At 63.1% G+C, this 14158-nt stretch carries 9 protein-coding genes; 7 read left to right on the top strand and 2 right to left on the bottom strand.

Annotated features, from left to right (window positions below; genetic code table 11):
* Positions 1–16 precede the first annotated feature (16 nt).
* The gene (aceE, locus tag ABEG21_RS07695; protein ID WP_347554079.1) at positions 17–2704 is read right to left on the bottom strand and encodes a pyruvate dehydrogenase (acetyl-transferring), homodimeric type; all 2688 of its coding nucleotides are present in this window, start codon (positions 2702–2704) and stop codon (positions 17–19) included.
* A 347-nt stretch (positions 2705–3051) separates the two neighbouring features.
* Between aceE and ABEG21_RS07690 the strand changes: the two genes are divergently transcribed.
* From ABEG21_RS07690 to ABEG21_RS07675, 4 genes are all read left to right on the top strand, one after another.
* On the top strand, positions 3052–5886 hold the full coding sequence (locus ABEG21_RS07690; RefSeq protein ID WP_347554078.1) for a PAS domain S-box protein: 2835 nt from the start codon (positions 3052–3054) through the stop codon (positions 5884–5886).
* Positions 5879–6499 carry a response regulator transcription factor gene (locus ABEG21_RS07685; RefSeq protein ID WP_347554077.1) on the top strand — a complete coding sequence of 207 codons (621 nt, stop codon included), beginning with the start codon at positions 5879–5881 and terminating at the stop codon, positions 6497–6499. Before ABEG21_RS07690 ends, ABEG21_RS07685 begins: the two co-directional genes overlap by 8 nt.
* A gap of 242 nt (positions 6500–6741) precedes the next feature.
* Positions 6742–7599, top strand: a complete 858-nt coding sequence (gene folD, locus ABEG21_RS07680) for a bifunctional methylenetetrahydrofolate dehydrogenase/methenyltetrahydrofolate cyclohydrolase FolD (RefSeq protein WP_347554076.1) — start codon at positions 6742–6744, stop codon at positions 7597–7599.
* A 77-nt stretch (positions 7600–7676) separates the two neighbouring features.
* Entirely contained in the window at positions 7677–9869 is a 2193-nt protein-coding gene (locus tag ABEG21_RS07675) for a M3 family metallopeptidase (protein WP_347554075.1), read from the top strand.
* 137 nt (positions 9870–10006) lie between these two features.
* On the opposite strand, the gene ABEG21_RS07670 is transcribed toward ABEG21_RS07675, so the two are convergent.
* Positions 10007–10168, bottom strand: coding sequence for a DUF1328 family protein (locus ABEG21_RS07670; protein WP_347554074.1), 162 nt, complete (start codon positions 10166–10168; stop codon positions 10007–10009).
* A 425-nt stretch (positions 10169–10593) separates the two neighbouring features.
* Here ABEG21_RS07670 and ABEG21_RS07665 point away from each other — a divergent pair, with 425 nt between their 5' ends.
* The 3 genes from ABEG21_RS07665 to ABEG21_RS07655 all read left to right on the top strand — a co-directional run bounded on the left by ABEG21_RS07665 (position 10594) and on the right by ABEG21_RS07655 (position 14102).
* Positions 10594–12252 carry an FAD-dependent oxidoreductase gene (locus ABEG21_RS07665; protein ID WP_347554073.1) on the top strand — a complete coding sequence of 553 codons (1659 nt, stop codon included), beginning with the start codon at positions 10594–10596 and terminating at the stop codon, positions 12250–12252.
* A 186-nt stretch (positions 12253–12438) separates the two neighbouring features.
* Complete coding sequence (locus ABEG21_RS07660) at positions 12439–12828, top strand: DUF4148 domain-containing protein (RefSeq protein ID WP_347554072.1); 390 nt, start codon at positions 12439–12441, stop codon at positions 12826–12828.
* 230 nt (positions 12829–13058) lie between these two features.
* On the top strand, positions 13059–14102 hold the full coding sequence (locus ABEG21_RS07655) for an MOSC N-terminal beta barrel domain-containing protein (protein ID WP_347554071.1): 1044 nt from the start codon (positions 13059–13061) through the stop codon (positions 14100–14102).
* Positions 14103–14158: the final 56 nt, after the last annotated feature.

Raw genomic sequence — 14158 nt, 5'->3', positions numbered from 1 at the left:
GGGGCGCGCCGACGCCTCAGACCGTCATCGGATTCGGCTTTGCCGGATCCAGCTTGTACTTCTTCAACGCCTCGGCGACCTTGCTGCGCTCGATCGTGCCTTCATCGGCCAATGCTTTCAGTGCGGCAACCGTGACCCAGTAGCGGTCCACTTCGAAGAAGTGACGCAGCGCTTCACGGGTATCCGAGCGACCGTAGCCGTCCGTACCCAGCACCGCATAGCGACGCGGCACGAAGGCGCGGATCTGCTCGGCGAAAGCGCGCACGTAGTCGGACGCCGCGATCACCGGACCTTCGGTGGGCGCCAGCAGTTGCTCCACGTACGGCACACGACGCTCGCCGGTGGGGTTCAGCATGTTTTCACGCTCGGCAGCCTGACCTTCGCGCGCCAGCTCCGTGAAGCTCGGTGCGCTCCACAGGTCGGATTCGACACCCCAGTCTTCCTTCAACAGCGCCGCCGCGGCGATCACTTCATTGAAGATCGTGCCGCAACCCAGCAACTGGACGCGCGGACCCTTCGAGGCGCCGCCCTTGCGGAACGCGTACAGCCCCTTGATGATGCCGTCGGCCACGCCTTCCGGAATTTCCGGATGCTCGTAGTTTTCGTTCATCAAGGTCAGGTAGTAATACACATCTTCCTGGTTTTGCACCATCCGGCGCAGCCCGTCCTGGATCACGACGGCCACTTCATAGCCGAAGGTCGGATCGTAGCTGACGCAGTTCGGGATGTGCGCCGAGAACATGTGAGAGTGACCATCCTCGTGCTGCAAGCCTTCGCCGTTCAGCGTCGTCCGGCCGGCCGTGCCGCCCAGCAGGAAGCCGCGCGCCCGCATATCGCCGGCAGCCCAGGCCAGATCGCCGATCCGCTGGAAGCCGAACATCGAGTAGTAGATGTAGAACGGAATCATCTGCTCGCCATGCGTCGAATACGCCGTGGCTGCCGCGATCCAGTCGCTCATCCCGCCCGCTTCGTTGATCCCTTCCTGCAGGATCTGGCCGGTTTCCGATTCCTTGTAGAACATCAGCTGGTCGCTGTCTTCCGGCACGTACTTCTGGCCTTCCTGATTCCAGATACCGATCTGGCGGAACAGGCCTTCCATGCCGAAGGTACGCGATTCGTCCGGCACGATTGGCACGACGCGCTTGCCGAGCGTCTTGTCCTTCAGCAGGATGTTCAACACGCGCACGAAGGCCATCGTTGTCGAGATCTCGCGGCCCGCGCCGGTCCCCTTCAACAACGGCTCGAACACCGTCAACTCCGGCGTCTGCAGCGATTCGGCCTTGCGACGACGCGCCGGCAGGTAACCGCCGAGGTCGGCGCGGCGTTGCTGCATATACGCCAGTTCGCGCGAGCCTTCCTCGAACTTCAGATACGGCACATTGCCGATGTCTTCGTCGCTGATCGGCAGACGGAATTGATCGCGGAAACGCTTCAACGCCTCCACCGGCATCTTCTTCTGCTGGTGGGTGATGTTCATGGCCTGGCCGGATTCGCCCATGCCATAGCCCTTGATCGTCTTGGCGAGGATCACCGTCGGCTGCTTGTTCGACTTCGACGCCGCGTCATAGGCCGCGTAAATCTTGTGCGGATCGTGACCGCCGCGATTCAGATTCCAGATGTCGTCGTCAGACCAGTCCGCCACCAGCGCCTTCAGCTCCGGCGTGTTGAAGAAGTGCTCGCGAACGAAGGCGCCGCTCTCGGACTTGTACGTCTGATATTCGCCGTCGACGACTTCCATCATCCGACGCATCAAGGCACCGGTCTTGTCGCGGGCGAACAGCGCGTCCCAACGGCTACCCCAGACGACCTTGATCACGTTCCAGCCGGCACCGCGGAATTCGCTTTCGAGTTCCTGGATGATCTTGCCGTTACCGCGCACCGGACCATCGAGGCGCTGCAGGTTACAGTTGATGACGAAAACCAGGTTGTCCAGCTTTTCGCGCCCGGCCATGCCGATCGCACCGAGCGATTCCGGCTCATCGGTCTCACCGTCGCCCAGGAAGGCCCAGACCTTACGGCCGGCCGTCTTGACGATCCCACGCGCTTCCATGTACTTCATGAAACGCGCCTGGTAGATCGCCATGATCGGACCGAGACCCATCGACACCGTCGGGAATTGCCAGAAATCCGGCATCAACCACGGATGCGGATAGGACGAGATACCGTTACCGCCCACTTCCTGACGGAAGTTGTTCAGTTGGTCTTCGGTCAAACGTCCCAACAAGAAAGCGCGCGAGTACATACCCGGCGACGAGTGGCCCTGGAAAAATATCAGGTCACCGCCATGCTCGGGCGACGGCGCATGCCAGAAATGGTTGAAGCCGACGTCGTACAGGGTCGCGGCGGACGAGAACGAGGCGATATGCCCGCCCACATTAGTGTCCTTGCCGGCACGCAACACCATCGCCAGCGCATTCCAGCGGGTGTACGAACGGATACGATGTTCCAGGTCCTGGTCGCCCGGGATCGGCGCCTGCTGGCTCACCGGAATCGTATTGATATACGGCGTATTGGCGGAGAACGGGAGGTGTTCACCGTGCACCCGCGCGAATTCGATCTGCTTCTCGATCAGGTAGTGCGCGCGTTCCGGACCGGCGGCCTTGAGCACGCCTTCCAGCGCCTCCAGCCATTCGCCGGTCTCTTGACGATCGTCGTCGTTTTCGGCCGCGACGTATTTAATCACTTCCTCTGGCACTGCGGACATGGCTGTCTCCTCAAGATCGCGTCCCGCCCGAGTGGGCGGAGCACGCTGCCGGCGACGCGGCATGCGCGCTCAACCGCATAGGTCATGCCTATGCGCGTGACGCGCGCGCCCACACGAAATACCGACAAACGGCGCCGATTGTACGAAGCCCCCGCAGTCAGCGCAATGACAATTTTCAAATTGCGAGATTGCGTTTCACAATATGAAAAACTTTTGCAATGCAGCAGATTGTCGCATAGGGCCCGAACCGGCAAAGCTGGCATTTTTCGCTCTTTTCGTTAGAAAGACCCTCGGTTCTGATCCTAATGCGACCCCGCCAAGCGGCCGCCCTGGGCTACAATCCGTACATGTTGACGAAACGATTGTTGGCTCGCCTTCTCTCCCGCTCGCATGGCTCCGCGTTCCCGCGCGGGACGCAGGAACCGCGTGGCGCCCGCACGTCCTGGCGCGCCACCGCCTATCTCTATACACCGCTGCTGTCGATCTTCGTCTTTCTATTCGTCATGGGGGTCATTTTTTGGACCTTGACGCGTCGGGAGGAACAGCAGAAGGAAGACACGCTCTATCGTAACGTCGCGTGGGCCCAGCAGCAGTTTCGCCTGTCGCTGACGAATACACAGGATCAGGTGAGCGCGCTGGCCCGCGATATCGCGATCGGGCACACCGAGCCGGCCGCCCTCGATGCGCCGACGCAGGAAATGCTGTCCAGCCATCCGGAAATCGTCGCCCTACGCTGGCTGACGCCGGCCGGCGACGTACGCTGGGACGCCATGCCGGCGCCAGCGGCTGGCGCTGGCGCATCGGACAATCTCGGCGCGACGTCCACCGCGGCAGGCGCCGCCAAGGTCCCCGCGTTGCAGGGCCCGGCAGCGCCGATTGGGCGCATGCGCGTCGGCGCGGTGCCGGCGTCGAGCAGCGGCGTGGCGCCCTCCGCCGCCCTCGCACGCGTTCAGGCGACGGCACCGGCAAGCGGCGCCGCCCTGGCCGCCTCCGCCGTGTCCGGCGCGACAAACAAAACGCTGCCAAACGGCGCATCGACCGATTGGCAGCGGCCGCGCCTGCTGCCGCTGCTCGACGCTCCGCTCGCCAGCGCGCTCGCCGACGCGCGCGATAGTCGCCGAGTGGGCTATTCGCCGGTGTTTTTCGATGCGGCCGGCCGCGCCTACCTGACGCAGCAAACGCCTATCTTCATCAATCGCAGTTTCGTTGGCGCCATCGTCGTGGTCTTCTCGATCGACGGCATGTTGCACCGCGAATTGCCGACCGAATTGTCCTCGCGCTTCAAGATTTCGATCCTGGACAGCAATGATCGCGAGCTGGCGAGTTCGTCGTCCCGCCCTCGGCTCGCGCGTGATCCTTATCTGGATCTCGCACTCGACCCGCCAGGCAATGGCTTGTCGGTACGCGTTTATGCGTATGGGCAGCACGGCAGCGCCGCGCTGTTGAACAACCGTCTGCTCTGGCTGGTCGCCGGCCTCTCGTGCTTCGTGCTGTGGAGCCTGTGGAATGTCTGGACGCACACGCGGCAACGTTTCGTCGCGCAGCAACAGTTATACGACGAGGCCTCGTTCCGCCGCGCGATGGAAAACTCGGTGCTGGTCGGCATGCGCGTGCTCGATCTGCAAGGTCGGATCCTCTATGTCAATCCGGCCTTTTGCCGGATGACGGGCTGGGATGAGTCGGATCTGGTCGGCACCGCGCCGCCTTACGCCTACTGGCCGCCCGAGTCCTTCACCGAGATGCGTCGTCAGATCGACATGACGCTACGCGGTAAAGCGCCGTCGAGCGGCTTCGAGATGCGCGTGCGGCGCAAGGACGGATCGACCTTCCACGCCCGGATGTACGTCTCGCCGCTGATCGACGGCAGCGGCCGCCAGACCGGCTGGATGTCGTCGATGACCGATATCTCGGAGCCCCGCCGCGTGCGCGAGGAACTGACGGCGGCCCAGCAACGCTTTACGACGGTGCTGGAAGGACTGGACGCGGCGGTCTCCGTGCTGGCGACCGATGCGACGCAACTGCTCTACGCAAACCGCTATTACCGCCACATTTTCGGCTTGCGGCCGCAGGGCCATATGGAATTGGCGAACGCGCTCGAACGCGAGGGCAGCGAGGAAGGCGGCTCGGATTCGATCGACATGATCGATACCTATGCCGGCATGCCGGCCGCCTTCGGTGGTGACAACGACGATCCCGCACGCGAAGCCACCGTGTCCCAAGAAGTCTTCGTCAAGAGCGTCGACCGCTGGTTCGATGTGAGACGACAGTACATTCAATGGGTCGACGGCCATCTGGCGCAGATGCAGATCGCGACCGATATCACCGCACGCAAGCTCGCCGAGGAAAACGCGCGCCAGCAGGACGAAAAGTTGCAATTTGCCAGTCGCCTGTCGACGATGGGAGAAATGGCCTCGTCGCTGGCGCACGAGTTGAATCAGCCGCTGGCCGCGATCAGCAATTACTGCTCGGGGGCGTCGGCCATGGTGCGCAATAACCGCGCATCGCCGGAGATGCTGCTCGGCGCCCTCGAGAAAACCTCCCAGCAGGCGATCCGTGCCGGGATGATCATCAAGCGCATTCGCGAATTCGTCAAACGCAGCGAACCGAAACGCAAGGAAGTGCGCATCGGGGATATCGTGGCGGACGCGATCGGCCTGGCCGAAATCGAGACGCGCCGCCGCGGCATCCGCATCTCGACCGATATGCGCGGCAACCTGCCGGCGATCTCGGTCGATCCGGTGCTGATCGAGCAGGTGCTGGTGAATCTGCTGAAAAATGCCGCCGAGGCGATGTCCGAGATGCGCGACACCGCACCGCGCAGCACCGTCGGCCCCTTGGATAATGTGATTCAGCTGGTGGCCAGCAATGATCCGGATATGGTGCGCGTTTCGGTCATCGATCACGGCCCCGGCGTCGACGAAGCCACCGCGGAGCGTCTGTTCGAACCGTTTTACAGCACCAAATCCGATGGCATGGGGATGGGCTTGAATATTTGCCGCTCGATTATCGAATCCCACCGAGGACGACTTTGGGTGGAGAATAACCTGGCGTCGGATGGCAAGATCACGGGATGTACGTTTCACTGCACGCTGCCGATCGCCTCGGCGCGCGCTCGCGATACCCAACAGGCGGACACGTATCCTTTTTTGAACCCTACAACGCTACGGGAGAATCATGAGTAGCCAGCCGAATGAAGCCGAAACGGTATTTGTCGTCGATGACGACGAAGCAGTCCGCGACTCGTTGCGATGGTTGCTGGAAGCGAACGGCTACGGCGTGCAGTGCTTCGCCAGCGCCGAACGCTTTCTGGAATCCTACGCTCCCGGTCACGTCGCCTGCCTGATCCTCGATGTGCGGATGCAGGGCATGAGCGGCCTCGAACTTCAGGAAAAACTGCTGGACCTGGACCCGCAACTGCCGATCATTTTCGTTACCGGCCACGGCGACGTCAGCATGGCCGTGTCCACGATGAAGAAAGGTGCAAGCGATTTCATCGAGAAGCCGTTCGACGAGACCGAACTGCTGCCGCTCGTCAAGGCGATGCTGGAACGGTCGCGCAGCATGAACATCGATGCGGCGCAGCATCGGGATTCGCTGGAGCGTCTATCGAAGCTGACGGCGCGCGAGCAACAGGTTCTGGAACGGATCACCGCGGGCCGCCTGAACAAGCAGATGGCGGACGATCTCGGCATCAGCATCAAGACCGTGGAAGCGCACCGCGCCAACATCATGGAAAAGCTGAACGTCAACACGGTCGCGGACCTGCTGCGTCTGGCGCTGTCGGCCAAGCCCTGAACGCATCCTCCGCGCGGCGATATATAATGAGGCCCTATCACGCCGTGCGGCTTGCCGCAGGGTGACGCCGTTTTCGCCGCACCTGCGCGGCGGCGCCAACGCCCGTTCGCGTGCGGACGTCCACTCCTGTCGGCGATGACGTCGGCCCACTTCAGCGGATGAAGCCGCGCTGGCAACAGCGCGGCTTCATCCGCTTTGGGCCGTCCGCGCCGTGCCTTTTATTCGACTGACCGTAACGACCCATGACCGCCACCCTGATCGACGGCAACGCCCTGTCCAAGCAACTCCGCGGCGATGTCGCCAAGCGCGCCGCCACCCTGACCGCCGCTGGGCACCAGCCGGGCCTCGCAGTCGTCCTGGTGGGAGAAAACCCGGCCAGCCAGGTCTATGTCCGTAACAAGGTCAAGGCCTGCGAGGAGTATGGCGTCTATTCTCGCAAGATCACGCAGCCGGCCGACCTCTCGGAAACCGCGCTGCTGGCTCTGATCGACGAACTGAATCAGGATCCCGCCATCGACGGCATCCTTGTCCAGTTGCCGCTGCCTGCCCATATCGACAGCCATAAGGTCATCGAGGCGATCGCCCCCGAGAAGGATGTCGACGGTTTCCACGTCGCCAATGCCGGCGCGCTGATGACCGGCATGCCGCTGTTCCGCCCCTGCACGCCTTACGGCGTCATGAAAATGTTCGAGGCCTACGGCATCCCGCTGGCGGGCGCGGAAGCGGTCGTCATCGGCCGCTCGAACATCGTCGGCAAGCCAATGGCGATGATGCTCCTTGAAGCCGGCGCAACCGTCACCATCTGTCATAGCAAGACTCGCGATCTCGCCGCGCACACGAAGCGCGCCGATATCATCGTGGCCGCGACCGGCCGCCGCAACGTACTGACGGCCGATATGATCAAGCCGGGCGCGACCGTCATCGATGTGGGCATGAACCGCGACGACGCCGGCAAATTGTGCGGCGACGTGGATTTCGCCGGGCTCAGCCCGATCGCGGGCCACATCACGCCGGTGCCCGGTGGCGTCGGTCCGATGACGATCACGATGTTGCTGGTGAATACGATCGAAGCGGCGGAACGCACGCACGGCACGTTCTGACGCACCGGTCAGCCGATCACCGTTCGCGGCAGACGATGCGCGCGGACACACAGCGGTACCGCTGAAAGGAGAAGGAAATGGCCTCTACCCCCTCGACCACGCCGACGGCTTCCGCCGACGCGGCACAGCCCGACTCGGGCCAGCAAAACCCGCTGATCGAACTGGGCCGCACCGCCGGCCTCCCCCGCTTCGCCGATATCCGCCCGGAGCATGTCAGCCCGGCGATCGACGTATTGCTGGAGCAAGCCCGTATCGCGGTGGACCAGGCGATCGCGCCGGAAACGGCCGCGACCTGGGCCAATGTCATCGACAGCTTGCAAGCCGGTACCGAGCCCCTCGGTCGCGCCTGGAGCGTCGTCGGGCATCTGAGCTCCGTCGCCGATACCCCGGCATTGCGGGCCGCCCACGCGGAAAACCTGCCGCGCATCACGGAGTTCTATGCGAGCGTCGGACAGAATCTGGCCTTGTTTGAAAAGTACAAGGCCATCGACGCCGCCGAGGGCGCAAGCCTGACGCCGATCCGTCGCAAGGTGCTGGACGACTCGCTGCGCGATTTCCGTCTCTCCGGCGCTGAACTGCCCGAAGACCGGAAGCCCCGCTTTGCCGCGCTGCAGGAACGCCAAGCCAGCCTCTCCAAGCAGTTCTCCGATCACGTCCTCGACGCGACCAACACGTTTGCGCACTGGGTGCATGACGCCGCCGAACTCGCGGGCCTGCCGCAGGACGCCATCGATGCGGCCCGGCAAGCGGCGGCGCGCGATCCCGACGCGGAGAAGCTGTCCAACGGTGCAGACGCGTGGAAATTCACGCTGCACTTCCCGTCGTACTTCCCGGTCATCCAGTACGCCGACAATCGCGCCTTGCGCGAAACCTTGTATCGCGCCTATGTGACGCGTGCGTCGGATCTGGGCCCGGAATTCGGGCAGGGCAAGGACGAATGGGACAACACCGACAATATGCGCGAGCAGTTGGCCTTGCGGGCCGAGGAAGCGCATATGCTCGGCCTGGCGAACTTCGCCGAAGTCTCGCTGACGCCGAAGATGGCGGACACGCCGACGCAAGTCATCGCCTTCCTCGACGATATCGCCAAGCGTGCGCGTCCGTATGCGCAGGCCGATTGGTCGGCGCTGCAGACGTTCGCGCGTGAACACGTCGGCATCGACGATCTGGCCCCGTGGGATGCCACCTATGTTTCGGAAAAACTGCGTCAGCAGCAATACGCTTTCTCCGAAAACGAGGTCAAGCAATACTTCCCGGAGAACACCGTTCTGACCGGCCTGTTCGGTCTGATCGAAAAGCTGTTCAGCGTGCGCATCCGCCCGGATGAGGCGCCGGTATGGCACTCCGATGTCCGTTTCTTCCGTGTGGAGACGCTGGACGAAGGCGCGCCGCGCCTGGTCGCGCAGTTCTATCTCGACCTGTATGCCCGTGAAGGCAAGCGCGGCGGTGCCTGGATGGACGACGCCCGCTCGCGCAAGCGCCGCGCCGATGGGACCACGCAGACGCCGGTCGCTTATCTGGTCTGCAACTTTTCGCCACCGGTGGGCGACAAGCCGGCGCTGCTGACGCACGACGATGTCGTCACCTTGTTCCACGAATGTGGCCATGGTCTGCATCACATGCTGACGCAGATCGAGGAACCTGCGGTGTCCGGCATCAATGGCGTCGAATGGGATGCCGTCGAGTTGCCGTCGCAGTTTATGGAAAACTTCTGCTGGGAATGGGATGTCCTGCAGACGCTGAGCGCGCACGTGGACAGTGGCGAGCACTTGCCGCGCACGCTGTTCGACAAGATGATCGCCGCGAAGAATTTCCAGAGCGGACTCGGCACGCTGCGGCAAGTCGTGTTCTCGATGTTCGACATGCGCATCCACACCGACTTCGATCCGGCGGGCAGCGAAACCGTGAACGACTTGGCGCGCCAGATCAACGCTCACTATCACGTCGTCGAGCAATCGCCGGTATCACGCTGGCCGAACAGCTTCAGCCACGTTTTTGCCGGCGGCTATGCGGCCGGTTACTACAGCTATAAATGGGCGGAGGTGTTGTCCGCCGATGCCTACTCGGCGTTTGAGGAAGCCGCGAGCGCCACCGGCTCGGTGGTCGACCCGGTGACCGGTCGGCGCTACTTGGAAGAAATCCTGTCGGTCGGCGGCAGCCGCGCGGCCATGAGTTCGTTCAAGGCTTTCCGCGGTCGCGAACCGTCGATCGATGCCCTCCTTCGCCATCACGGCATGGACGTGGCACTTCCCGAGACGCAACACGCCTGATCGGATGTAAAAAAAGCGGCGGCCATCAGGACTTTCCTGTTGGCCGCCGCTTTTTTTCGGCGTTCTTATCGTGTGTTATTGGTCCGCCCGCGGTGCGGGCGCCGCCGTGTCTCCGGCCAGGGTGCGTCGTGGGTGCTCTATCGGTTGAAGAGACCCATCACCAACGTCACCAGGAACACGACGACGAAGATGTAGAACAGGATCTTCGCGATCGAAGCGGCCCCTGCGGCGATACCGCCGAAACCGAACACAGCCGCAATGATGGCGATGATAAAGAAAATGACGGCATAACGAAGCATCTTTACTTCTCCTCTTGTTGACGTTTGACTAGGCATGAGCAATTAGCGTGCCGTCTTGATGTCACCGCCCCGAAAATTCTTTCGCACACGCGACGAATCGCGCGTATCGCCGCCGTCTCGGCTGCCTCCGACGCGCGGACTTAACATCCCCTCACCTTGATTTATCAGGGAAAAATCGCCGGCGTCTTCCCCGCCATTGATTCGCCGGTGCTTCGATGTGCTGAAGAGATGCCTGTGCGACGCGGCCGTTCGAGAAGCGGCCGCCGGACGTCTCGGGCACAACCATTGCGAAACGTTGAGCACGCACAATCCGACGCCATTCACGGTCAAACCGGTAAGGAATACCTGCCGCACGACCGTTTGACATGGCGCGGCGCGCATCGCACTCCCCACAGACGACAACAGCGATCGACGAGGAATAGACAATGAGCGAGCAAAAGGATCAACAGGATCAAGGACCGGATTTCAAGAACGGCATTCGACTCTCGGCCCTGGACGACGGCCAGATGTTGCCCGGCCATATCGACGGGACGGCAGCGCTGGCAGTGCGCCGCGGCGACGCGATTCACTTCATTGGCGCGAAATGCAGCCACTACGGTTTGCCGCTGGAAAAAGGGCTGGTCGAGGGCAACGAGGTGCATTGCCCTTTCCACCATGCGCGCTTCTGCGTGAACAACGGTGCCGCCGTCGGTGCGCCGGCGCTGGACGACATCCCGAGTTGGCACGTCACCCGTGACGGCGAGCGCTTTATCGCCGGCGAGCGCCAGCTTCCGCAGGTGCCCATCACCTTGCATGCGCAAGCAACACACGCAGCCGACGCCGCGATGGACGCGGCAGCGGCAACAGGCCTGCAGCCCGATGCGCTGGCGGCGCCGCCAGCATCTGAGGCAACCGAGGAATCGGGCAAGAGCCCGTTCGATCAACGCGTCGTCATCATTGGCGGCGGCGGCGCCGGCCATGCGGCCGCCACGATGCTGCGTGCGGAGGGTCATCGCGGCAGCATCACGCTACTCAGCGCCGATGCCGACCTGCCCTATGACCGCCCCGCCTGTTCCAAAGCCGTTCTGAACGGCGCCTCGCAGGCGGACGATGCGATTTTACACACCCGCGAGGACTTCGCCGCTCAGCGTATCGTCGTCGAAACGCGCGTCAACGTCAGTGCCATCGATCCAACTGCACGGACGGTGACATCGTCGGATCGACGCACCTGGCCTTACGACGCGCTGCTGCTCGCGACCGGTGCCGAACCAAAGCGGCTGACGGTGCCCGGTGCGGACCTGCCGCATGTTCACACGCTGCGTACGCTGGACGATGCACGACGGCTGGCGGAAGCCAGTCAGACCGCGAAGCGCGCGGTGATCGTCGGGGCGAGCTTTATCGGTCTCGAGGCGGCGGCGAGCCTGCGCAAGCGGGGGCTCGAAGTGGATATCGTCTCGCCCGCGCCGCTGCCGATGGAAAAGCTGCTCGGCGAATCCGTCAGCGCACAGCTACGTAAGCTGCATGAATCGCATGGGGTCCGCTTCCATGTCGGCACCACGGCGGCGTCGATCTCGCACGACAGGGTCGGCCTCGATGACGGCAGCCACCTCGATGCGGATTTGGTGCTCGTCGGCATCGGCGTGGCGCCCCGTACGGCACTCGCGGAAGCCACCGGCATCCACGTCGACGACGGCATTCTGGTCGACGCCCAGCTGCGCACCAATATTCCGGGCATCTATGCCGCCGGCGACGTCGCGCGCTGGCCGGATCCCTGGGACGGTGTACCGCACCGCATCGAACACTGGGTGCTTGCGGAACGGCAGGGGCAAGCGGTCGCACGGGCCATTCTCGGCGACGCCCATCCGTTCCGTCAGGTGCCTTTCTTCTGGTCGATGCAATACGACGTCAGCCTGGGGTACGTCGGTCACATCGATGCCTGGGATCACGTCATCGAACAAGGCAGCCTGGCGGATAAGGATTGGTCGATGACCTACTTCAAGGACGGTGAGCCGCGCGCCATGGCGCTGGTCAAGCGCAACCTCGACGGCTTGAAGATGGAAGCCGAAATGGAGCGGCGCCTTTCGGAAACGCCGATCGGCATCTGATCGGCTCGCCTGGCGTCCCGAAAATGGGGACGCCGGCGACCTGCGAAAGCATCGATCCTGATCGCCCGGTTTGCGCGAACGCCTGCCGTAAGCATGCTTAAGCGCAGGCGAAAGGAATTCCTGGCACACTGTTTGCTGATTGACAGCAAGTCGGACCCTATCCAATAAAGAACAAGGAGCCTCACCATGTCGCAATCGCAACGCCGTAACGCCACCAAGTCCGCCACGCTCCGCACGCTGGGCGCCCTCGCCTGCGTCGCTGCGATGTTCGGGACCGCCTCGATCGCTAACGCCGCCGACGCACAAGGCTCGAACACGCCGACGAATACGACGCCGTACACGTCGCCGAGCGCTGGCAATGCGGCTCCGGCAATGCACGCCAGCGGTACGCGCGCGCAACGTCACGCACAGCACAAGGCGGCTCGCAAGGCACACCGCACGGCGAAGAATGCGGAATTGAACACGCTGGAAAAGAACGGCTACAACCCGGCTTCGAACGATCCGAAGTACCCGTCGAACCTGCAAAACGCCGAGCGTAAGTCGCAAGGTCTGCCGACGCAGCCGTCGGGTCAGTAATATCGTAGCAACGGGAATCGCGGCAGAGAGAATCGCGCCATGGCCTGACGCGCTAGCAGCGCAGTGATTTGGCGCGGCGCGCAGCGGCGATTTTCCCTGATCGCACCGATCGAGCGCAGGAGGTCTATCCGGACCGCCTGCGTTTTTTTATGCGGCAACGGTCGAGGTGCGCGGTAAACTATGGCAAACGACGGCACGCGATGCCGCACCTCAGACCCCACAGAGACCCGATGGCCCGCCTCCTTTCGCTGCATGTTTATCCGATCAAATCCTGCCGTGGCATTGCGGTGGACAGCGCCCTGTTGACGCCTTACGGCCTTGCACACGATCGCGAATGGATGGTTGTCCATGCGGAGGGCACGGAAGCTGGCACCTTTATTTCGCAACGTACGCATCCGGCATTGGCCTGGGTCGTGCCGCGATTCGTCGCCGATGGCATCGTGGTGGAATGGGATAAGGCAGCCTACGAAGCGGTCCTCTCGCGGCAGGCAAGCAGTGCGCGCGGTCCAGCGGCCGGAGGACGCGCCGACGCGATCCGCGCTGTCTGCGCGACGCCGCTGCTGCTGCCTTTTACACGCGATACGCAAAAAACACCCAGTGCGTCCGACCTTGATTTGGGAGACGTCGGTCCATCGGCGGGGGCTGATGTCCGGCGCGAGGTCTCGGTCTGGCGTGACACCTTCTCCGCGTGCGATGCGGGGGACGCCGCGGCGCATTGGTTCTCGACCTTGCTCGGCTGTGCCGTCCGCGTGGTGCATTTCGATCCCGCGGTAATGCGTCTGGCCAGCGCCGAATGGACCGATGGCGTCGATGCACCGTTCACATTCGCCGACGGCTTCCCGTTTCTGGTGACGAACCAAGCCTCGCTCGACGATCTGAATGCGCGGCTGCAGGCCAAAGGCGCTCCGCCGATACCGATGGACCGTTTTCGCGCCAATATCGTGTTGGACGATCTGGCGGCGTTCGAAGAAGATTACGTCAGCGCATTGACGCTGAGATGGGACCCGACCGACGCGAACGGTGCCGGCGATACGACCATCACGCTCAAGTTCGTCAAACCCTGCGCGCGTTGTCCGATTCCGACATTCGATCAGCATACCGGCCGCCCGGACGAAGCCTGGCCCCACGAGCCGCTCGATACGCTGACGACCTATCGGATGGATAGCCGGGTAGACGGCGTCACCTTCGGTATCAATGCGATCGCCATCGGCGGGACGGGGCAGCATATGGCCTGCGGCATGCTCGCCGACACGGAAATCGCGTTCGACGACTGACCCACTGAACGACTGAGGTCAGGGGCTCGGCCGCAGTGGCCGAAATGACCACGCCT

The organism is Robbsia sp. KACC 23696 (genome assembly GCF_039852015.1).
In the GTDB taxonomy this organism is placed as follows: Bacteria; Pseudomonadota; Gammaproteobacteria; order Burkholderiales; family Burkholderiaceae; genus Robbsia.
This window is presented reverse-complemented; position numbering and strand designations above follow the sequence as displayed.

Excerpts from the sequence above, each read along its gene's own strand:
- aceE (WP_347554079.1), bottom strand. The coding sequence starts at position 2,704 with ATGTCCGCAGTGCCAGAGGAAGTGATTAAATACGTCGCGGCCGAAAAC.
- ABEG21_RS07685 (WP_347554077.1), top strand. The coding sequence starts at position 5,879 with ATGAGTAGCCAGCCGAATGAAGCCGAAACGGTATTTGTCGTCGATGAC.
- ABEG21_RS07665 (WP_347554073.1), top strand. The coding sequence starts at position 10,594 with ATGAGCGAGCAAAAGGATCAACAGGATCAAGGACCGGATTTCAAGAAC.
- ABEG21_RS07670 (WP_347554074.1), bottom strand. The coding sequence starts at position 10,168 with ATGCTTCGTTATGCCGTCATTTTCTTTATCATCGCCATCATTGCGGCT.
- ABEG21_RS07675 (WP_347554075.1), top strand. The coding sequence starts at position 7,677 with ATGGCCTCTACCCCCTCGACCACGCCGACGGCTTCCGCCGACGCGGCA.
- folD (WP_347554076.1), top strand. The coding sequence starts at position 6,742 with ATGACCGCCACCCTGATCGACGGCAACGCCCTGTCCAAGCAACTCCGC.
- ABEG21_RS07690 (WP_347554078.1), top strand. The coding sequence starts at position 3,052 with ATGTTGACGAAACGATTGTTGGCTCGCCTTCTCTCCCGCTCGCATGGC.
- ABEG21_RS07660 (WP_347554072.1), top strand. The coding sequence starts at position 12,439 with ATGTCGCAATCGCAACGCCGTAACGCCACCAAGTCCGCCACGCTCCGC.
- ABEG21_RS07655 (WP_347554071.1), top strand. The coding sequence starts at position 13,059 with ATGGCCCGCCTCCTTTCGCTGCATGTTTATCCGATCAAATCCTGCCGT.